Origin of the sequence: Comamonas composti DSM 21721 (genome assembly GCF_000429845.1) — a bacterium.
GTDB lineage: Bacteria > Pseudomonadota > Gammaproteobacteria > Burkholderiales > Burkholderiaceae_C > Comamonas > Comamonas composti.
In genome coordinates, this window is record NZ_AUCQ01000012.1 from 83,461 (window position 1) to 104,423 (window position 20,963).

The window sequence follows — 20,963 nt, forward strand, 5'->3', positions numbered from 1 at the left end:
GGCCTCGTCAGCGGCTGTAGAAATCGACGGGCTGCGGTGTGTACGGCGTGCCTGACCCCAGGAAGCGGCGCGTGACTTCGCGGCCCCGCTCCACGGCGGCGGCCTGCCGCGCCAGCTCCAGCGAGGCCGCGCGGTCCTGCGTGATCTGCAACCGCTGCGTCTGGATCGACTGCTTGGCCTGCAGGGCTAGCAGCTGGTTCATGGCCTGCATCGCCTGGAGAGCGCCCACGGCGGACTGGCTCTTGCCCACGAGGTCGGCCAGCACGCCCTCGTCATCGCTCAGGTTCTGCGAAGCCTGGGCCTGCATCTGCATGGTGGTCTGAAGGCCAGTGAGCGTGTTCTTCCAGCGCTCCTGCGCGTCGCGGTACATCTGATTGCCGCTGACGGTGGCGGCGTACTGCTCGGGGTACAGACGCTGGAACATCTGGTCCATGTTCGCCACGTCGTAGGCCATGCCCTTGGCCTGGGCGATGAGCCGCTGGGTGGTCGCTAGGTTGGCGCGCAGCTGGCCCACCACGCTGGACGGCAGGCTGGCCAGGTTGCGCGCCTGGTTGATGAGCATCTGCGCTTCGTTTTGGAGCTGGCGGATCTGGTTGTTGATCTGCTCCAGCGTGCGAACGGCGGTGAGCGTGTTCTGCACCAAATTGGTCGGATCGAACACGATGTCGCCAACGCCGAACAGCGCATGCGCGGGCTGCGCAATGCCGAAGGCGAGCACGCAGGCGGTGGTCAGCGCGGCGAGATTGTGGGCATGGGGTTTCATGGCAGGTTCTCCTGGGAATGGCTGGGGATGGGGGCGGCACCCGGCGCGGGGCCGGGGAAATCGCGCAGCAGATCGGCCGCCCAATCGAGGCTGCGGTGACGCAGCCAGGCAGCTGCGAAGGGAAAAGAATCGGAATGCGCAGCAGCGAGCACTGTGTCGATGTCGCGCTGGTCCTGTGGCGTGGACGCGCCCGCGAAGGCCAGCGTTGCCGTACCCAGGTCGAGGTCGAAAAGACGGTTGCCGAGGCGCGATTGGTAGTAGTAGTCGCGCTTGGGCTGCGCGGTAGTGACGATTTCGATCTGCCGCCTGTTAAGACCGAAGCCCTCGTAGATCGTGCGAATCTGCGGCTCGGTCGCCTGCGGGTTCGGCAGAAAGATGCGGCTCGCGCAGCTCTCGATGATCGCGGGCGCGATGCTCGAATCCTTGATGTCCGCCAGACTCTGCGTGGCGAAGATGACGCTCACGTTCTTCTTGCGCAGCGTCTTGAGCCATTGGCGGATGCGCGCCGCGAACACCGGGTCATCGAGGAACAGCCATGCTTCATCGAGGATCAGCAGCGTCGGTGCGCCGTCAAAGCGTTCATCGAACCGTGCAAAGAGGTAATGCAGCACGGCCATGACGGCGGCCTTGCTGTGCATCAGCTCTTCCATCTCAAAGCACTGCACGGAGCCGGAGCCCAGTCGATCCGAATCCGCGTCCAGCAGCTTGCCGTGGGCGCCGCCGAGCACATAGGGCGCGAGCGCCTGCCGCAGCGCGTTCGATTGCAACAGTACGGAAAGGCCCGTCATCGTGCGCTGCTCCACCGGAGCTCCGGCCAGGCTTCCCAGCGCCGACCAAATGGCCACCTTCTCCTCGGGGCCGACGGCCACGCCCTCATGCCGCAAACGGCCTTCGATCCATTCAGCCGCCCAGGTGCGGTAGCCCTCGCGGTCGATGCGCGCGAGTGGTTGGAAAGCGATCTCGCCATCCAGCCCAAGGTCGTAGTGCTCGCCGCCCAGGCCCAGGATCGTGGCGCGCATCGAGCGCCCCATGTCGAAGGCGAAGATGCGCGAGCCGCGATAGCGCCGAAACTGCATCGCCAAAGTGGCGAGCAGCACGGACTTGCCCATACCGGTTGGCCCAGCCACCAGCGTGTGGCCCACGTCGCCGATGTGCGTAACCAGCCGGAACGGCGTCGCGCCCTCAGTGCGCGTGACGATCAGCGGCGGGCCGTCGAGATGCGCGTTCTTCTCCGGCCCGGCCCATACCGCCGACACCGGCATCAGGTGCGCCAGGTTCAGCGTCGAGACGATGGGCTCGCGGACGTTGGCGTAGGCATGGCCCGGAATGGACGACAGCCACGCATCCACGGCGTTGAGCGTTTCGGGGATGGTGACGAAGCCACGCCCCTGGATGACGCGCTCCACCCTGCGCAGCTTCTCGTCGGCCACGGCGGCATCCGCGTCCATGACTGTGACGGTCGCCGTCACGTAGCCGAAGGCCACTTGATCGCTGCCCAGCTCTTGCAAGGCGGCATCAGCATCGGTGGCCTTGTTGCTGGCGTCGGTATCGACCAGCGGGCTTTCCTGCTGGAAGATCGTCTCGCGCAGCAGCGCGATCACGTTTTTGCGCTTGGCGAACCACTGGCGGCGTAGGCGGGAAAGCTCTTTTTCCGCATCGGCTTTGTCGAGGCAGAGAAAGCGCGTACTCCAGCGGTACGCAAAGCTGAGACGGTTGAGGTCATCCAGAATCCCCGGCCAAGTCGAAGTCGGAAATCCCCGCACCGTCGCCACGCGCAGGTGCTGGTCGCCCAGCATCGGTGCCAGTCCGCCGATCAGCGCGGAATCGGCCAGCAAGGCATCGAGGTGGAATGGCACCTCTGGCACGCCCACGCGGTAGCGCCGCGTGGAAATAGTCGAGTGCAGGTAGGTCAGCGTCTGGCTGTCATCGAGCCACGCAATCTCCGGCATCACACCATCGAGCAGGTCGAAAATCCGATCCGTCTCCGCGACGAACGCGGTCAGGCGCTCACGCCAGTCCACGCCCTCGGTCGGACGGTTCTCGTACAGCATTCCGACCGCACGGGCGCGGGCCTCCTCGGGCGGTAGATACACCAGCGTGAGGTGATAGCCGCTCTCGAAATGGTTGCCGGAGTCCTCGAAGGCTGCCCGTCGCTCTTCGTCCACCAGCCAGGACAGCGGCTCGGGAAACTCCGAGTGCGGGTAGTTGGCGGCGGGCCGGCGCTCGGCTTCGATGAACAAGGCCCAGCCCGAACCCAGCCTGCGCAGCGCGTTGTTCAACCGTGCTGACGTAGAGATCAGCTCGCCCTGCGTGGCACTGTCGAGGTCTGGCCCCCGAAAGCGCGCCGTGCGCTGGAAGGAGCCATCCTTGTTCAGCACGACGCCCGGAGCGATCAGCCCGGCCCAAGGCAGCCAGTCAGCCAGCAAGGCCGGGCGCTGGCGGTATTCGGCAAGGTTCAGCATGCGATATCTCCCTTTGCCCCTACACGTCCAGCAGCGGCCGGTGCTTGATATGGCGCGCGAAGACTTGCATGAACTGCGGATCGACACGCGCGCCCCAGACCGCCAACGCATGGCCGGCGATCCAGAGCACCAGGCCCGGAATCCACAGTTGCAGGCCCAAGCCCACGGCCGCGGCCAAGGTGCCATTGGCAATCGCCACCGTGCGCGGCGCGCCGCCCAGCAGGATCGGCTCGGTCAGCGAGCGGTGCAGTGGCACTTCGAACCCCGGAGCGAACCCCTGCACGCCATCGTGGGCCGCGCTCATACGACAGCCCCGCCCGAGAAGCTGAAGAACGACAGGAAGAACGAGGACGCGGCAAACGCGATCGACAGACCGAAGACGATCTGGATCAGCTTGCGAAAACCGCCCGAGGTATCGCCGAAGGCCAGCGCCAGGCCCGTGGCGATGATGATGATGACCGCGATGATCCGGGCCACCGGACCCTGGATCGACTCCAGGATGGATTGCAGCGGCCCCTCCCAAGGCATCGAGGAACCGGCGGCCTGCGCGGTGCCTGCGAGCAGCAGCGTCAGCGCCGCGAGCATCAGGCCCTGCAGGGCTGGGCGTGCCAAGCCATCCAGCCGCGCGGGACGGCAGCGCAGGGCAAGCGGGTTTGCAGAAATACGGAAAGCAGGAACGATCATCTGCGTCATGGCAGTTCTCCAGGTTGGTCAAGGGACAGGGAAGAAAGGTCGGACTGCGACAGCAGCTCCGGGAATGGAGCCTCCAGCGCATCCGCCAGTTGGTAGCCCGCGCCATCGAAGCCGACGACGCGGGCGATGCTCTCGATGCGGCGCTTGCGTCCGCGCCCGGCGATGTGGATGACCACGTTGACCGCTTCCGCGATCAGCGCACGGGGCGGGTTCTCCGCCACTTCGAGAATCAGTTGCTCCAGGCGCAGCAGCGCGCCCAGCGCGGAGCCGGCGTGGATGGTGGCGATGCCGCCGGGGTGGCCCGTGCCCCATACCTTGATGAGATCCAGCGCCTCGGCACCACGCACTTCGCCAACGATCACGCGATCCGGGCGCAGGCGCATGGAAGAGCGCACCAGCTCGGTCATCGACACCACGCCCTGGCGCGTGCGCAGCGGTACGTGATCGCGCGCCGCGCATTGCAGCTCCACCGTGTCTTCAAGCACCAGCACGCGGTCACCGGTAGCGGCAATCTCGGCGAGCAAGGCATTGGCGAGCGTGGTCTTGCCCGTGCTGGTGCCGCCTGCGATCAGGATGTTCTGGCGCTCGCGCACGGCGCGCACCAGCAGGCCCGCCTGCGCGGCGGTCATCATTCCGTCCTCGATGTAGCGCGACAGTGGGATCACGCCAAAGGCGCGCTTGCGCAAGGCGAAGGCCGGCCCCGGCGCGGCGGGCGGCAGGATGCCCTCGAAGCGTTCGCCCGTCTCGGGCAGCTCTGCCGTCAACAACGGCTGGCCCCGATGAACTTCCGCGCCAACGTGAGCTGCAACGAGGCGGATGATGCGTTCGCCATCGGCCTCGGACAGCTCCACGCCCATCGGCGCGCGGCCCGTGGACAGCCGATCCACCCAGAGCGTGCGGTCGGGGTTGAGCATGATTTCCACCACGTCTGGGTCTTCGAGCGCGGCAGCGATCAGCGGCCCCATGGCCGTGCGCAGCATCTGGATGCGGCGATCCAGCGAGGTGGCCGTGAAGGAGGAAGGAACGGCGCTCATAAGGCACGCTCCTGGGCATCCGCGACGGCCGCAGCGCCCTCCGGTCGCGTCGGATCGGTGTGCAGTTCCTCCACCACATCCCGCACCAGGCTGCGCCCGCGCAGCAAATGCCGTCCGAGCTGTTCGACGAACTGCTCGAAGCGGGCCTTGCCCTGGGCGCGAGCGGCATCCTGATGGGCCTCGGGCACGGGTGTGCTCACCGTGAGGAAATAGCGGATGAACAGCGCCAATGTTTCGATGGCAATGTTCTGGTCGCGCTCCAGGCGCTCGGCGTGGCGCGACAGGCGGTCCAGCCGCTTGGCAATTGCCGCCTCGCGCTGGTCGGCCGCATCGGGCGACAGCCAGGAGGCCAGGGCCGCCGCGACGATGCTGGACTTGGACACGCCCTTCTTGGCGGCCAGTTCATCGAGCCGCTTGCTGTGCTCCGGCTGGATGAACACATTGAGGCGGTGTTGGGTCATAGGTCGATTCCGTCGTCAGGGTCGAGGGAAGCCAGCCGGGCCGTGCGCTGCAGGGCCGGATCGAGCTGGCGAGGAAGGGGATGCGGCATGTCGTCGTCATCGAGCAGCCCGAGGTCGGCTGCGGGCGCAACCAGGTCGGGGTCGTAGGTGACGGCTTCGGAAAGTTCGGGCTGGCGGCGTGGGCCGCTGTCGTCGGCCGAACCCAGGTTCTCCAGCCCATCGGCGGCGTCGGCCGTCGGTGCGACCGGCATGGCGGGAATCGCCAGCCCGCTCCAGTCGTCGGTGCGTTCCGGTGGCACATCGGCATAGCGCCCCTGCATGGACAGGGTTGCAAGCACCGGCGGCGGAAGCACGCGCCGCTTGAAATTGCTGTCCGCGTAGTAGCGCAGCTTCTTGGCCTTGATGGGCGCCACGCTGGACACCATCACCACGGCCTCGTCGGGCGGAAGCTGCATTACCTCGCCCGGCGTGAGCAGCGGACGTGCCGTCTCCTGGCGCGACACCATCAGATGCCCGAGCCATGGCGCGAGCCGGTGGCCGGCGTAGTTGCGCTGCGCGCGCAGCTCGGTCGCGGTGCCCAGCGTTTCGGAGATGCGCTTGGCGGTGCGCTCGTCGTTGGTGGCGAACGTCACCCGGACATGGCAGTTGTCCAGGATCGAATGGTTCTGGCCGTAGGCTTTGTCAATCTGATTGAGCGACTGGGCGATGAGGAAGCTGCGGATACCGTAGCCGGCCATGAAGGCCAGGGCCGTCTCGAAGAAGTCGAGCCGTCCGAGCGCGGGGAACTCGTCGAGCATCAATAGCAGCTTGTGGCGGCGCGCGATGCCATCGCTGCCGTCGAGCGATTCCGTCAGCCGTCGCCCGATCTGGTTGAGGATCAGGCGAATGAGCGGTTTCGTCCGCGAAATGTCCGAAGGCGGCACCACCAGGTACAGCGACACCGGATGCTCGGCCGCGATCAGGTCGGCAATGCGCCAGTCGCAGCGCGAGGTGACTTCGGCCACCGTGGGGTCGCGGTACAGGCCGAGGAATGACATGGCGGTGCTCAACACGCCGGAACGCTCGTTGTCCGATTTGTTCAGGACTTCGCGCGCTGCCGATGCCACCACCAGATGCGGCCCACCACCGATGTGCGGCGTGGTCATCATCCGATGCAGGGTCAGCTCGAAGGGACAGGCCGGGTCGCTGAGGAAGTTGGCGACTCCGCGCAGCGTCTTGTCTTCGCCTGCGTAGAGCACGTGCAGGATGGCCCCAACCAGCAGCGCATGCGAGGTCTTCTCCCAATGGTTGCGCCGCTCCAGTGCTCCTTCGGGATCGACCAGAATGTCTGCGATGTTCTGCACGTCGCGCACTTCGTGCGCGCCGCGCCTCACCTCCAGCAGTGGGTTGTAGGCCGACGACTTCGCATCGGTCGGGTTGAACAGCAGGCAATGCGAGAAGCGCGAGCGCCAGCCGGCGGTGATGCTCCAGTTCTCGCCCTTGATGTCGTGAATGACGGCCGATGCAGGCCAGCTCAACAAGGTGGGAACCACCAGGCCCACGCCTTTGCCCGAGCGGGTAGGCGCGAAGGTCAGAACATGCTCTGGGCCTTCATGTCGCAGGTACTGCTGGCGATGCTGGCCGAGGAACACGCCCGCAGGCTGGTCAAGCCCCGCCTTGCAAATGTCCTCCGCGTTGGCCCAGCGAGCCGTCCCGTAGGTCGTGACCAGCTTGGACTGGCGCGAGCGCCAGATCGACATGCCGATGGCAACCACCACCGCGATCAGGCCGCTGCCTGCGGCAATGGCACCGCCCACGTCAAAGACATGCGGCGCGTAGGCGTCGAAGAAGAACCACCACTCGAACAGGCGCCAGGGGTGATAGACCGGCGTGCCGAAGAAATCGAACCACGGCGAGCCCAGGCGTAGCTGGTAGCCCAGGGCGGCGGCCGTCCATTGCGTAGCGCTCCATACGCCAGCGATCACGATGCCGAAGACAACGGCAATCTGACCGAACAGCACGTTCGTTCCTTGCATTGGTCAACCTCCCACTACGGCACAGGAACGTGCCGTAGTGCCGAGGATCAAGGCGAGCGTGCAGGTCGGTCAAAGACCGTTGTGGCGGGGATTCAGGCCAAAAGAGCCAGACTTATTGCTGTGGCGAAGACAATAAAAATGCCGCATGCGCGAGCGCGCTGCGGCGTGATGAGGTAACAGTGAGACCTTCGTCGCGGCGCCGCGACGGAGGGGTGCCCTATTGAGGCTTCTGCTCCGGCCGATCACCGAAGAAGCGGCGATTCGCGGCCTCGGCGGCACGTCGGCAGAGTTCTTCGCCGGCCTTCGCGCGCTCTTCCTTGCACAGGCGCTGGACTTCCTTGAGACGCTCAGGATGGGCCACGAGGAAGTCCACGGTTTCCGTCGGTTGGGATGGCCCACAGGAGGCTGTCAGTGCAGCGGCCATCAGCAGCGACAGGAATCGGGGCATGGCTTGGGTCCTTTCAGCAGGTGGATCAGGAGTCCTCGGCGGCGCTGGAGCCATCCGCCGAATCAATGGAGTCCACTCGTGCGATGAACCGAGCCAGCATTTCGGAGGGCTCCACGTCACGGTGCAGCAGATACGTGGCCAGCATCTGCGACTTGCCCGCCAAGCGCCGGGCCACAACACCTGGCCCACGGCCGGATGCAATGTGCGCGGCGCCCGCCAAACCAAGTGCCAATCCGGCGGAGACTAAGGTCATCATCACCTCATAGGACGCCACGCGCTGGGCGATCAGTGGCTGTTGCTCGTAGCGCTGCAAAACGCGATCAACTTGGCGTGCATGGCCTTCGCATATCGCCGGATCGCATAGCGCCAGCGGATAGCGCAGCACTTCTTCCAACGGAACGTGCTTGTGGGCCAGCACAGGATGGCGAGCTGGGACCGCCACCATCAGCTCGTCTTCCCACGCAGGCCTGACCACAATGCCGTCGCCCACCTCTTCGGCCATCGAAAAGCCGACGTCATACAGGTCATCGTGCAGACCCTTGATCTGTTGGTCCAACGGCACCTCAAATAACCGAATGTCAATCTCTGGATCTTCCTCTCGGCACCGTGCCAGCAGCGTCGGCATTCGCGAGGGCGTGATGCCATCGGACAAAGCGATGCGCAACTGTCCCTGAAACCCACTGGCGGCGGACTTGACGCCGTCACACGCCTGTTTCAGAGCTTCGAAGATTCGCGGCACCCGCTCCAGGAATGCCATTCCGGCAAAGGTCAGGCGGGTGCTTCGCGTGGTTCGCGTGAACAGTTGCGCCCCGAGCTCTTCCTCTATCTCCTTGATGGTGCGCGACAAAGGGGACTGATCGATGTGCAGCTTTTCCGCTGCGCGGCCAAAGTGAAGTTCTTCGGCCACCGCTATAAAGCAACGCAAATGCCGAAGCTCCATGGTGTATCTCATCCAAGTTAAAAGGCCTTGACGAGTTCCGGCACAGCCGCGAACAGGTCCGCCTCCAGCCCGTAGTCGGCCACGCTGAAGATCGGCGCCTCCGGGTCCTTGTTGATCGCCACGATCACCTTGGAGTCCTTCATCCCCGCCAGGTGCTGGATGGCGCCCGAGATGCCGGCGGCCACGTACAGCTGCGGCGCCACGATCTTGCCCGTCTGCCCCACTTGCAGGTCGTTGGGGGCGTAGCCCGCGTCCACCGCCGCCCGGCTGGCGCCAATGGCCGCGCCCAGCTTGTCGGCCAGCGGGGTCATGACTTCGTCGAACTTTTCCTTGCTCCCCAGCGCCCGGCCGCCCGAGACGATGATCTTGGCGGCGGTGAGTTCGGGGCGGTCGCTCTTGGCGATTTCGCTGCCCACGAAGCTGCTCTTGCCGGCGTCTGCTGCTGCTGCGGTGGTTTCGACGGCGGCCGAGCCTCCGGTGGCGGCGGCGGCGTCGAAGCCGGTGGTGCGCACGGTGATGACCTTCACGCCATCGCCGGACTGCACGGTGGCAATCGCATTGCCCGCATAGATCGGGCGCTCGAAGGTGTCGGCGCTCACCACCTTGGTGATGTCGCTGATCTGGGCCACGTCCAGCTTGGCCGCCACGCGCGGCGCCGCATTCTTGCCCGACGCCGTGGCCGGGAACAGGATGTGGCTGTAGTTGCCGGCGATGGCCAGCACCTGGGCGGCCACGTTCTCGGCCAGGCCGTGGGCCAAGCCTGCGGCGTCGGCGTGGATGACCTTGGCGACACCGGCGATCTGGGCGGCGGCTTGTGCGGCAGCGCCGACATTGTGGCCGGCCACCAGCACGTGCACGTCGCCACCGCAAGCGGCTGCAGCCGTCACGGTGTTCAGGGTTGCGCCCTTGATGGATGCGTTGTCGTGTTCAGCAATAACGAGTACCGACATTTAGATCACCTTCGCTTCGTTCTTGAGTTTTTCGACCAGGGCGGCCACGTCAGCCACCTTCACGCCGGCGCCGCGCTTGGCGGGTTCGGTCACCTTCAGGGTCTTCAGGCGCGGGGCGACTTGAACGCCGAGGTCTTCGGGCTTGATGGTGTCCAGCGGCTTTTTCTTGGCCTTCATGATGTTGGGCAAGGTGACGTAGCGCGGTTCGTTCAGACGCAGGTCGGCGGTGATGACCGCGGGCAGCGTGAGGCTAAGGGTTTCCAGGCCGCCGTCCACTTCGCGGGTCACGGCTGCCTTGTCGCCGGCGAGCTCGACCTTGGAGGCGAAGGTGGCTTGCGGTAGACCGGCCAGCGCCGCCAGCATCTGGCCGGTCTGGTTGCAGTCGTCGTCGATGGCCTGCTTGCCCAGGATCACGAGGCCGGGCTGTTCCTTGTCGATCAGGGCCTTGAGCAGCTTAGCCACGGCCAGCGGCTGCAGTTCTTCATTGGTCTCGACTAGGATGCCGCGGTCGGCACCGATGGCCATGGCGGTGCGCAGCGTCTCCTGGCATTGAGACACGCCGCACGAGACGGCGACGATCTCCGTTGCCGCGCCTTTCTCCCTGAGCCGCACAGCCTCTTCGACGGCAATCTCGTCGAAGGGGTTCATGCTCATCTTGACATTGGCGATGTCCACGCCGCTGCCATCGCTCTTGACGCGGACCTTGACGTTGTAGTCAACCACCCGCTTGACGGGAACCAGGATTTTCATGGGAGGGTTTCCTTTCAGGATCATTCAGAGTTGATCGTCCGCCAGGGCCAGCGTGCTGGCGGCGCCGCCCGTGACGATGTCGCGCAGCATCGGCGCCTGCACCAGGACATGCGCCGCGTAATGGCTGGCTGTGGCGCGCTTGGTACCGAGAAAGCCCGCATCGCCCGCGCCCGCCGCGAGTTGCGCGGTAGCGGCTTCGGCCATGCGCGCCGACAGCCAGCCGCCGATCACGGTGCCCGCCAGCCGCAGGAAGGGCACGGCGCCCGCCGCGCACTGCGCGGGTTGACCGTCGTGGGCCAGCAGCCAGTCGACCGCTTCGTCCAGCGCCTGGGCAGCGGCTGCCAACGCGCGGCCGATCTGCGCCAGCACTGCATCGGGCGATTCGACCAACCGGCGCGCATCGCCGTCGATGCGGCCCAGCAGCGCCTTCAGCGTGCGCCCGCCCTCGCGTGCCAGCTTGCGGCCGATCAGGTCGTTGGCCTGGATGCCCGTGGTGCCTTCGTAGATGGTCGTGATGCGCGCGTCGCGCATGTGCTGGGAGGCGCCGGTTTCCTCGACGTAGCCCATGCCGCCATGCACCTGCACGCCGTCGGACGTGATGCCCTGCGCGCTGTCGGTACACCAGCCTTTGACCACCGGTATCAGCAGGCCGACCAGGGCCTGCGCCTGCGCGCGCTCCTGCGCATCGGCGTGGCCCGCGGCGCGGTCCATCTGACCGGCGCAGAAGTAGGCCAGCGCGCGCATGGCCTCGGTGCGGGCCTTCATGTCCATCAGCATGCGCCGCACGTCCGGGTGGCCTGCGATGGCGGTGCTGCCGCTGATCAGCGGCTTGCCCTGCACCCGCTCCAGCGCATAGGCGCGTGCGCGCTGGTAGGCGCGCTCGGAAATGCCCACGCCTTCCAGGCCAACGTTCAGCCGCGCGTGGTTCATCATGGTGAACATGCAGGCCAGCCCCTGGTGCGGCTCGCCGACCAGGTAGCCGATAGCGCCGCCGCTGTCGCCAAAACTCATCGACGCCGTGGGGCTGCCGTGGATGCCCATCTTGTGCTCAATCGACGTGCAGGCCAAGTCGTTGCGTTCGCCCAGGGTGCCATCGTCGTTGACCAGGTACTTCGGGCAAAGGAACAGCGAGATGCCTTTCACCCCCGGTGGCGCATCGGGTAGGCGCGCCAGCACCAGGTGCACGATGTTCTCGGCCATGTCGTGCTCGCCCCAGGTGATGAAGATCTTGTTGCCGCTGACGCGGTAGTGGTCGCCCTCGTGTACGGCACGGCTGCGCAGCGCGGCCAGGTCAGAGCCGGCCTGGGGCTCGGTGAGGTTCATGGTGCCCGTCCAGCGGCCCTCGACTATGGGTGCCAGGAAGCGGCGCTGGAGTGCGTCGCTGCCATGGTGCGCAATGGCCTCCACCGCGCCCAGCGTGAGCATCTGGCACAGGCTGAACGCGAGGTTGGACGACTTCCACATCTCCAGCACGGCGGTGGAGACCAGCGTGGGCAGGCCCTGGCCGCCCCATTCGGTGGCAGCGGGCATGCCGTTCCAGCCGTTCTCGCAGAAGCTGGCCCAGGCTTCGCGAAAGCCGTCGGCGGGCGTGACCCGACCATCGTGCCAGCGCGCGCCCTGCACGTCGCCGGGGCGGTTGAGCGGATCCAGCACGCCAGCGGCGTAATTAGCCGCCTCCTGCAGGATGGCCTCGACCAGGTCGGGCGTGGTTTCTTCATGGTCGGGCTGGGCGCAGATCGCGTCCAGGCCGCCGACCTCTTTCATGGCGAACAGCATTTCGCGCAGGGGGGCTATGTAGACAGACACAGCGAATTTCCTTGATGGCTACGATCAGGCGTTTTGCGGCGTCTGTTGCGACGGGCGCAACTCGCGTGCAGCCTCTTGCGGGCCCACCGACGCCGGGCCGCCATGCCTGATGAACGCCAGAGCGATCGAGCCGATGATTCCGAAAGCCCCGATCACCAGGAAGTTCTGCTCCAGCGGCAGCTCAAGCGCAACGATCTGGCCGATTAGCAGCGGCGCCACGATCGCGCCCAGGCGCCCCACGCCGGAGGCCATGCCGATGCCGGTCGAGCGGATGGACATCGGGTAAAACTGCCCGCAGTAGGCATAGGCCACCAATTGCGCGCCGGTGGTGCAGGCGCCGACCGCGCCGATGATCAGATAACGCAGCTCGGTCGAGGTCTGGAACGTCATCAGGTACAGCAGCACGCCGCCCAGCGCATACATCCCCACCAGCACCCACTTGATGTTGAACTTGTCGGCGAGCCACCCGCCTCCCACGGCACCGATGATGGCGCCAACGTTCAGCGCGATCACGAAGCTGAGGGCAGACCCCAGGCTGTAGCCAGCCATAGCCATCAGCTTGGTCAGCCAGCTGCTGAGCGCATAGACCATGAACAGGCCCGAGAAGAAGGCGATCCAGAACAGCACCGTGCTCGGGCCTCGCCCGTCCTGGAACAGCCGGGAGACCGGCGCACCCGCCACGCGGTCGGCGGTGGGCACGACGAACTGGGCGTCCGCCGGGTGCTTGACTCCCGGCTGGAGATTACGGGCCACTTCGGCCAGTTCGCCGTTGCGGCTGCGCGAGATCAGGTAGGTCATTGATTCCGGCACCAGCTTCAGGATGAACGGAATCAGCAGGACCGGCACACCCGCTGCGATGAAAACGACCTGCCAGCCGTACTCGCCGATCAGCTGCTTGCCGAGCACCGCGGCCAGGATGCCGCCCAGTGCGTAGCCCGAAGTCATCAGCGCCGTCATCAGGCTGCGGATCTTCTTGGGCGAGTACTCGACCATCTGTGCCACGATGACCGGCAGCACACCGCCAATCCCCAGGCCCGCGATGAAGCGCACCACGCTGAAGCTGATGGGATCCTTGGTGAATCCGGCGGCCGCGGTGAACACGCTGAACAGCATGACGCCAATGGAGAGGGCCCAGCGCCGACCAATCCGGTCGGACAGCGTGCCCAGAACCATGGCGCCGAACATCATGCCGAACAGGGCCGAACTGGCCATGAAACCGGCAGTCGATGCGTTCACGCCCATCTGCTGCATGATGGACGGCAGGGCGATGCCCACCACGGCGATGTCATAGCCGTCGATGATGAGAATCAACAGGCACCACAGAAGCACCTTGGCATGAAAGCGGTTGAAGCGAGCGTCGTCGGCGAGCTTCTGCATGTCGATTTGGCACACGTGTTTGTCTCCTTTGAGTTAGGCTCTGGATCGTGGGGCGGCGGTCATCGCCGCTCCGCTACATGTCGTCCAGCGCACACAAGGAATCCTAGGTGCCGGTGCTGCGAGCCGCGATGACGAAGCGCCCCGATCGAATGACAAACGGCCCCTTTCTGAGAGCACTGTTCAAGTGCGCCAAGAGGTCAGGCGTCAAGCTGAATATGGTCGCCGCGTGCGGCTGATATTCCAGCACGAAGGGCGCTTCTGCCTGCTGGGAACACCCCGGCAGTGTTGGGTGCCCAGGGGCTCACGCCCCATCGTCGGCGCACGCCTCAACGCCAGACCCTGTACGCCTTCGCCGCCGTCAGCACGCACGATGGCGTGATTGACTCTCTGGTGCTGCCCTGGGCCAACGCTGAGACGATGCAGGTGTTCCTGGCCGAGATGGCGCGACGCCATGCCGTCGAGTTCATCATGATGGTCATGGATCAGGCGGGTTGGCACATCGCGGGTCACTTGGATGTGCCACAGAATATGCGCCTAGAGTTTCTGCCAGCCTTGAGCTGAACCCGGTCGAGCATCTGTGGAAGGTGCCGTGCCAGGATTGGTTTGCCAACACGGTGTTCAAAGAACTGGAGGCCGTACACGACGCGCTGGTGCAAGGACTCATTGCTCTCGAAACACATCAGCAAAGAACCCAGTCAATGACAGGCTTGATTGGGTTACTTCTATATCCTTGAGGGCAAATTAGTGCATCAGGCGAGCCGATAGCGCATTGCGCCGTCTTCGTCTTCTGCAGACACGATTTCCGCACGCTGGTCGAGATAGTTTAGGTGGGCGAGCGTCTCTCCGGTCGCGAGGTTGAGGTGCATTTGCTCCGCAACAATGGACGAACGGTACAGGGCGCGAACCAGGTCGATGACCCTCAGAGGCTGCGCAAGTTGTTGCCTGACGCGGTCGGTGCCTCTGACGGTGCTCGCACGCAGTTGCTCCAACCGTAGGTGCAGGCCATGGAAAGGTTCGTTGTGGGCAGGCAGAATCAGGGCGCTCCCAGGTACGCGTTGCATCAACCGGTCGATGGAATCGAGCCAGCCCTGCAGAGGATTCGCATGCGGCTCGGTGGCGTACACGGAGGTATTGGAACTGATCCTGGGAAGAACCTGATCCCCCGATATCAGCAAATCCAGTTCGCGCGAGTAGAAGCACGCGTGCTCGGGGGAATGTCCTGTGCCGACGATGACTTCCCATTCCTGGTCCCCGATCCGCAACATCTGGCCATCCGTGAGCCGCACAAAGCTGTCAGGCAATGGATGGATCATTTTACCGAAGTCACCGAACCGGGTGCGGTACTCATCCACCTCGGTGTCGCTCCATCCGGCCCTCCGATAGAAGCGAACGCCATCGACTGGCGCTTCCCGCCCCGTATCGGCAAGCATCACCCGACAGCTCAAATACTCGTCTCGTGTCATCCAAAGCGCGCATTCGAAGCGACGTGTCAACCATCCCGCCATGCCCACATGATCCGGGTGCATGTGCGTCGCTATCACACGGGAGATGGGTCGGCCGGCTAGCGGCCCCTGCGGAGCGAGCAAGGCGAGCCACGCGTTCCTGACGTCCACGCTGCGAATGCCCGTGTCCACGACCGCCCAACCAGGACCGTCGCTCAATGCCCAGAGGTTGATGTGATCCAGGGAAAACGGCAGCGGCATGCGCAGCCACAGCACACCAGGCTTGATTTCCGTGGCTTGGCCAGGGAGTGGGAGATCCGAGAACGGATACGAGAGTGCCGGGGCTGCGTGGGTCATGATGCTTGATTTACATTCTGGCAGTGCTGCTCCTAATGGCGCAGAGCCATCACTCCTATGCAGTGCGAGCTCAGTTTTAGCTTAGGAAGCTTAGAAGTCAGCCTCAACGGTGGCAATGACGAATGACCTCGATAGGCTGACGGAAAGCGTCTGCTTCCTGGCGCAGCCTGTCGCTGCGCTGCCGTCGGTGCAACTGCCAGGGCTGCAAACAGTCTCTTGAGCGCACGAAAGCCTCGCTCGATGTGGGCCAAGACCCGGCAGCTATGAAGGCGCCGATCTTCTCGGTGGTCGGCTACAGCCTCGTGGCCGTGCCGGAATTGGTCGAATGCCTCTATGTAGGGTGCTGCGGGCTACGCGAGCGGGCGCGGTAGGCTCCCGGCGCGCTGCCGGTCCAGACCTTGAAGGCGCGCTGGAAGGCGGTGCTGTCGGTGAAGCCCAGGTCGGCGGCGATGGCGATGAGCGAGGCTTCGCTGCTGGTTAGGCGCACGATCGCCATGTCGCGCCGCAGTTGGTCCTTCAGTGCCTGGAAGGAAGTGCCCTCGGTGGCCAGGTGCCGCTGCAACGCACTCACCGACATATGCAGGCGCTGCGCGGTGACGGGCAGGTCGGGCCATTCGGGGTTGGCCAGCTGCAGCACCATGCGGACCCGCGCGCTGGCGCTGCGCTCGTTCAGGTGCGGCCCCACCACGTTGCCCGGCGTGGCGCGCAGAAAGGACTGCAGCGCGTCCCGATCGCGCCGCACCGGCAGTTTGAAGGCGTCGGCGTCGAACCAGGCGGCCGTGCGCGGCTGCCCGAAGCACAGCGAACCGGAAAAGATGCGCCCGTAGCTCATCGCATGGAGCGGCAGCGCAAAATTGAAGTCGAATCGCTGCGGCACCAGCCGGCCGCCGTGCAGCCACAGCAACAAGCGCCAGAACACGCGCAGCAGATGTGCATGAAGGAATTCGGCATGTGCGCCCGGGCCGCCGCGCATCTCCAGCGCGAAGCCCCCCAGCGCGCCCTCGGTCACGGGCACCAGCGTCACGTCGTCCTGCAGCAGGGCGAAGGATTCGCTCAGGCGACGCAGGGCGCATGACAACGAATGGGCAGTGAACGCGCTGCGCACCATTAGCGCGAAGCTGCCCGGGCGCATGGGTCGCTCATGTAGGTAGCCCAGGCACTCGTCGTTCAGGCTGTCCTTGACAGCGATAAATAGCGCGTTGAACTGCTCCACGGTTACGCGCGAATCCTCGAGCTCCAGCAGCGATTCGCTGATGCCGGCGCGCCCCAGCACGCCCTTCAGCCATTCTTGCGTGGCCAGCCCCTTGCCGCGCGCGCCGTCCAGCAGGCCATGCACGGCAAAGATAGGAGCGGTGAAGACGGGTTGCAGCATTGCGTGTGATCGAAGGAGCCAACGCCGGTCGCGCGGGCCAAAAGAAGTTATTTGTCAGTTGATTGAGGCAATCCGCTATCGCCCTTGCAGGGGCCAATTATTACGATTGTCGCATCCCCAAAAACACTTCGGCAGTGGCGCTGTGCGGAACGCCCGGTGCGGGGTCAGAAGCCAACATACAAGGAGACATGCCCATGCTGCCACAGCTGTATCGCCACGCCTGGATGGACCACGAGATCGACGCTTTTCGCGAGCAGGTGCGTCGCTACGTTGCCGCCGAATTCACTCCCCGGCTCGACGAATGGCGCCGCCAGGGCTACATCCCGCGCGAGGTCTGGCGTCCGTTCGGCGGGATGAGCTTTCTGCTGCCCGAGATGCCCGAGACCTATGGTGGTGCCGGCGCCAGCCTCGCCTACCAGCTGGTGGTGCAGGACGAACTGGCCAAGGCCGAGATGCCGGTCAATATCGCGGTGCACACCATCGCTTCGCATTACATCCTGGACTTTGGCACCGAAGCGCAAAAGCAGCGCTGGCTGCCCAAGGTGACGAACGGCGAGATGCTGGCCGCAATCGCGATGACCGAGCCGGGCTGCGGCTCGGATCTGAAGGCCATCTCCACCCGGGCCCGGCGCGACGGCGACTACTACGTGATCGACGGCGCCAAGACCTTCATCACCAACGGCTTCACCGGAAACCTGCTGATCGTCGCGGCGCGCACCAGTGGCGCGGGCAGCAAAGGGGTGTCGCTGTTCGTACTGGAGACCGAGAACCTGCCAGGCTTTCGTGTGGGCCGCCTGCTTGAAAAGATCGGCATGCAGGCCTCGGACACGGCGGAGCTCTTCTTCGACAGCGTGCGCGTTCCAGCCGACCAACTGCTGGGGAGCGTTGAAGGCCAAGGCTTTGGGCAACTGATGGGCGCGCTGCCCTACGAGCGCATGGTCATTGCAGTGCCGGCGGCGGCCGTCATCGACCGGGCGTTGGAGCTCACCATCGAATACACGAAGCAGCGCAAGATATTCGGTGCGCCTCTGTTCGACATGCAGACAACGCGCCAAAAGCTGGCCGAGATGGCGACCATCGCGCATGTGGTGCGCAGCTTCGTCAACGACTGTACACAGAGACTGCTGGACGGCACACTCGACAACGAGGCCGCCTACATGGCCAAGTGGTGGTGCACCGAACAGCAGTGCCGCGTGGTGGACGAGTGTCTCCAATTGTTCGGCGGCTACGGCTACATGGCCGAGTATCCGATCGCGCGGATGTATGCCGCTTCGCGAGTGCAGAAGATCTACGGCGGCGCCAACGAGGTCCTGAAAGACCTGGTTTCGAGGAAGCTGTGAACATGCCGCACACGCTGCAGTTGCCTCTGCACGGCGTCCGTGTGGTGGAGTTTGAGGGCATCGGTCCAGGCCCTCTGGCCGCCAGGATGCTGGTCGACATGGGCGCCGAGGTGATCGCGCTGGCACGGGCCGAGCAGGCTGCTGGGGCGCAGCGGCTGGGCGGGGCGGTGGAGAACCCGCTGCACCGCGGCAAGAAGGTCGAGGTCATCGACCTGAAGTCGCCCGGTGGCAAGGCGCGCGCACTGGAACTGATTGCCCAGGCCGACGCTCTGATCGAAGGCTTTCGCCCAAGGGTGATGGAGCGGCTGGGCTTCGGCCCCGCAGATTGCGCGGCGCTCAATCCCCGGCTGGTCTATGGCCGGATGACGGGCTGGGGCCAGGACGGGCCACTTGCCCAGGCCGCGGGCCACGACCTGAACTACGTCGCGCTGACGGGCCTGCTGTCGCTGTCGGCGCACAGGGGGCAGGCGCCCATCGTGCCGCCCTCGGTACTCGGGGACGGTGCCGGGGCGCTAGGCATGGCTTTTGGCATCGCCTGCGCGCTGGTCGATGCACGGGCCACCGGCCGTGGCCGGGTTGTGGACGCAGCCATCGTGGACATCGTGGCCATGCTGGGCACGCTGGTGCACTGGATTCGCGCCAACGGGCAGATCGACGGCGCACAGCCGAGCCCGTTCCACGATTCGCCGTTCTATGACGTGTACGTCTGCGCCGACGGCGGCTTCATCAGCCTCGGCGCGATCGAGCCGCCGTTCTACGCATTGCTGTTGTCCAAGTTGGGCCTGGCGGACGTGAACCCTGCAGACCAGTACGACACGGCGGCGTGGCCAGCGTTGAAGGAGCGCATCGCGGCCCTCATCCGCACCCAGCCCCAGGCGCACTGGTGCGCGCTGCTTGAAGGCAGCGACGCCTGCTTTGCACCCGTGCTCAGCCTGGCCGAGGCAGTGCGGCATCCGCACAACGCGGCACGGGGCATCTACCAGACCACCTCTTTCGGCGCCATCGAAGCGGCCTCGGCCCCACGGTTCCAGGCACTCAACGCAACCACCACCCAGGAGACAAAGAAATGACTGCTACCACCCACATCGTCCGCGGCTGCCCGTCCACCACGGGCAACGACCGCCAGCTCAACACCACGACGCTGATCCGGCACGCCGCGCGCACCCATGGGGACCAGGAGATCGTCTACCGCACACCCGATGGCGGCTGGGATCGCTACACCTACGCGGACTGCTACGCGCGCATCTGCCGCAGCGCCAATGCACTGCGCGCGCTCGGTGTCGAGCCCGGCGACCGGGTCGGCATCCTGGACTGGAACAGCCGACGTCACTTCGAGCTGTACTGGTCTATTCCCGGCCTGGGTGCTGTCATGTTGCAGATGAATCTGCGCCTGGGCCCAGAGGACCTGGGCTACGTGGTCGACCACAGCAAGGTGTCCTACGTTTGCGTAGACGAGTCATTGCTACCCCTTGCCGAATCCGTCGCAGCGAATTCGCCCCAGATCAAGGGCTGGATTGTCATGACCGACAAGCCGCTGGACCAGATCAAGACCACGCTGAAACCGCTGCTGCACTACGAAGGCCTGCTGGCCGCCGCCGACACGAAGATCGACTGGCCCGAGATCGACGAAACCTCGGCCTACAGCGCCTGCTATACCACCGGCACCACAGGCAAGCCCAAGGGCGTGTACTACTCGCACCGCGGCATCTATCTGCACTCCACGGCCATGGCCACCAATCTGGGCATGACGCTGGACGACTGCGTCATGCTCATCACGCCCATGTTCCACGGGCAGTGCTGGGGCCTGCCACAGGCCGCCACGCTGCTGGCCGACAAGATCGTGCTGCCGGGCCGCTACGCTGCCGAAGACACCAAGCCGCTGGTTGACGCCATGATCGCTGAGGGTGTGACCATCACCAACGGCGCACCGGCCATCTTCCAGCCCATGCTGCAGTACATCGAGACGATGCAGGTCAAGCCGGACTTCAGCCGCATGCGCATGCTGTCTGGCGCCTCCGAGCCGCCGCTGTCGATGATGATCGGTTTCTACGACCTCACGGGTGCTGAGGTGGTGCACGCCTACGGCGCCACCGAAGCCACGACGCTGGTGACGATGAACCGCCTCAAGTCCACGCTCAAGAAGCGCTTGACCGAGGAAGAGAAGTGGAACCTCAAGCGCAAGCAGGGTCTGGTGCTGACCGGGGTGGATATTCGCATCCTCGATGCCGACGACAAGGACTTGCCGCACGACGGAAAGTCAGCGGGCGAGATTTGCGTGCGCGGCCCCTGGATCACGGCCAGATACCACGACATGCCTGATTCCGCAGACCGTTTCCTGGAAGGCGGCTGGTGGCGCTCGGGCGATGTCGGAACGGTGGACGAGAACGGTTACCTCAAAGTTACCGACCGCATCAAGGACGTGATCAAGAGCGGCGGCGAATGGATTTCTTCCATCGACATGGAAAACCTGCTCATGGGCCACCCCGCCGTGCGCGACGCCGCCGTGGTCGGCGTTCCGCATTCGAAGTGGCAGGAACGGCCGCTGGCCCTGGTGGTGCTCAAGCCCGACCAGCAGGCGACCCAGGAACAACTGAAGGAGTACCTGGGCAGCGCCTTCGCCAAGTGGCAGTGGCCGGATCAGGTCCTGTTCGTCGAAGCCATCCCCAAGACCAGCGTCGGCAAGCTCGACAAGAAGCGCATCCGCGCCGAGCATGCGGGCCGCTACGCCGAGTGAGCCAACCTTTTGAACCAGG

19 protein-coding genes are annotated in these 20,963 nt (G+C 65.2%); 4 read left to right on the forward strand and 15 right to left on the reverse strand.

Annotated features, from left to right (window positions below; translation table 11 throughout):
• Nucleotides 1-7 precede the first annotated feature (7 nt).
• The 13 genes from trbJ to G486_RS0108345 form a co-directional block, all read right to left on the reverse strand.
• Nucleotides 8-763: a P-type conjugative transfer protein TrbJ gene (gene trbJ, locus G486_RS0108285; protein WP_027015129.1), complete on the reverse strand. Its 756-nt coding sequence runs from the start codon at nt 761-763 to the stop codon at nt 8-10.
• Entirely contained in the window at nt 760-3,225 is a 2,466-nt protein-coding gene (gene trbE, locus G486_RS0108290) for a conjugal transfer protein TrbE (RefSeq protein ID WP_027015130.1), read from the reverse strand. The genes trbJ and trbE overlap by 4 nt, the downstream gene beginning before the upstream one ends.
• A 19-nt stretch (nt 3,226-3,244) precedes the next feature.
• Nucleotides 3,245-3,529: a VirB3 family type IV secretion system protein gene (locus G486_RS0108295; protein ID WP_027015131.1), complete on the reverse strand. Its 285-nt coding sequence runs from the start codon at nt 3,527-3,529 to the stop codon at nt 3,245-3,247.
• On the reverse strand, nt 3,526-3,918 hold the full coding sequence (locus G486_RS0108300) for a TrbC/VirB2 family protein (RefSeq protein WP_027015132.1): 393 nt from the start codon (nt 3,916-3,918) through the stop codon (nt 3,526-3,528). Before G486_RS0108300 ends, G486_RS0108295 begins: the two co-directional genes overlap by 4 nt.
• A complete protein-coding gene (gene trbB, locus G486_RS0108305) occupies nt 3,915-4,952 on the reverse strand; it encodes a P-type conjugative transfer ATPase TrbB (protein ID WP_027015133.1) in 1,038 nt (345 codons plus the stop codon). Before trbB ends, G486_RS0108300 begins: the two co-directional genes overlap by 4 nt.
• On the reverse strand, nt 4,949-5,413 hold the full coding sequence (locus tag G486_RS0108310) for a CopG family transcriptional regulator (RefSeq protein WP_012436232.1): 465 nt from the start codon (nt 5,411-5,413) through the stop codon (nt 4,949-4,951). The genes trbB and G486_RS0108310 overlap by 4 nt, the downstream gene beginning before the upstream one ends.
• Nucleotides 5,410-7,428: a conjugal transfer protein TraG gene (locus G486_RS0108315; RefSeq protein ID WP_027015134.1), complete on the reverse strand. Its 2,019-nt coding sequence runs from the start codon at nt 7,426-7,428 to the stop codon at nt 5,410-5,412. Before G486_RS0108315 ends, G486_RS0108310 begins: the two co-directional genes overlap by 4 nt.
• A 217-nt stretch (nt 7,429-7,645) precedes the next feature.
• Nucleotides 7,646-7,876: an EexN family lipoprotein gene (locus G486_RS0108320; RefSeq protein WP_027015135.1), complete on the reverse strand. Its 231-nt coding sequence runs from the start codon at nt 7,874-7,876 to the stop codon at nt 7,646-7,648.
• 25 nt (nt 7,877-7,901) lie between these two features.
• A complete protein-coding gene (locus tag G486_RS0108325) occupies nt 7,902-8,816 on the reverse strand; it encodes a LysR family transcriptional regulator (protein ID WP_027015136.1) in 915 nt (304 codons plus the stop codon).
• Between the two features lie 17 nt (nt 8,817-8,833).
• Nucleotides 8,834-9,766: an electron transfer flavoprotein subunit alpha/FixB family protein gene (locus G486_RS0108330; RefSeq protein ID WP_027015137.1), complete on the reverse strand. Its 933-nt coding sequence runs from the start codon at nt 9,764-9,766 to the stop codon at nt 8,834-8,836.
• On the reverse strand, nt 9,767-10,516 hold the full coding sequence (locus G486_RS0108335; RefSeq protein ID WP_015014594.1) for an electron transfer flavoprotein subunit beta/FixA family protein: 750 nt from the start codon (nt 10,514-10,516) through the stop codon (nt 9,767-9,769).
• Between the two features lie 24 nt (nt 10,517-10,540).
• Nucleotides 10,541-12,322, reverse strand: coding sequence for an acyl-CoA dehydrogenase (locus tag G486_RS0108340; protein WP_027015138.1), 1,782 nt, complete (start codon nt 12,320-12,322; stop codon nt 10,541-10,543).
• Between the two features lie 24 nt (nt 12,323-12,346).
• Nucleotides 12,347-13,714, reverse strand: a complete 1,368-nt coding sequence (locus G486_RS0108345; protein ID WP_027015139.1) for an MFS transporter — start codon at nt 13,712-13,714, stop codon at nt 12,347-12,349.
• Between the two features lie 267 nt (nt 13,715-13,981).
• On the opposite strand from G486_RS0108345, the gene G486_RS23105 reads away from it, so the two are divergent.
• Nucleotides 13,982-14,260, forward strand: coding sequence for a transposase (locus G486_RS23105; protein ID WP_012436224.1), 279 nt, complete (start codon nt 13,982-13,984; stop codon nt 14,258-14,260).
• A 188-nt stretch (nt 14,261-14,448) separates the two neighbouring features.
• Here the strand turns inward: G486_RS23105 and G486_RS0108360 are convergent, their stop codons facing one another.
• Complete coding sequence (locus G486_RS0108360) at nt 14,449-15,498, reverse strand: MBL fold metallo-hydrolase (RefSeq protein ID WP_027015140.1); 1,050 nt, start codon at nt 15,496-15,498, stop codon at nt 14,449-14,451.
• Nucleotides 15,499-15,829: 331 nt separating this feature from the next.
• Nucleotides 15,830-16,870, reverse strand: coding sequence for an AraC family transcriptional regulator (locus G486_RS0108365; protein WP_027015141.1), 1,041 nt, complete (start codon nt 16,868-16,870; stop codon nt 15,830-15,832).
• A 194-nt stretch (nt 16,871-17,064) separates the two neighbouring features.
• Here G486_RS0108365 and G486_RS0108370 point away from each other — a divergent pair, with 194 nt between their 5' ends.
• The 3 genes from G486_RS0108370 to G486_RS0108380 are packed head-to-tail and all read left to right on the forward strand — an operon-like array spanning nt 17,065 to nt 20,944.
• Nucleotides 17,065-18,210 (forward strand): acyl-CoA dehydrogenase family protein, encoded by a 1,146-nt coding sequence (locus G486_RS0108370; RefSeq protein WP_012436220.1) that lies wholly within the window; start codon nt 17,065-17,067, stop codon nt 18,208-18,210.
• Nucleotides 18,211-18,212: 2 nt separating this feature from the next.
• Nucleotides 18,213-19,280 (forward strand): CaiB/BaiF CoA transferase family protein, encoded by a 1,068-nt coding sequence (locus G486_RS0108375; protein WP_027015142.1) that lies wholly within the window; start codon nt 18,213-18,215, stop codon nt 19,278-19,280.
• Nucleotides 19,277-20,944 carry a long-chain-fatty-acid--CoA ligase gene (locus tag G486_RS0108380; protein WP_027015143.1) on the forward strand — a complete coding sequence of 556 codons (1,668 nt, stop codon included), beginning with the start codon at nt 19,277-19,279 and terminating at the stop codon, nt 20,942-20,944. Before G486_RS0108375 ends, G486_RS0108380 begins: the two co-directional genes overlap by 4 nt.
• The last annotated feature ends 19 nt before the right edge of the window (nt 20,945-20,963 follow it).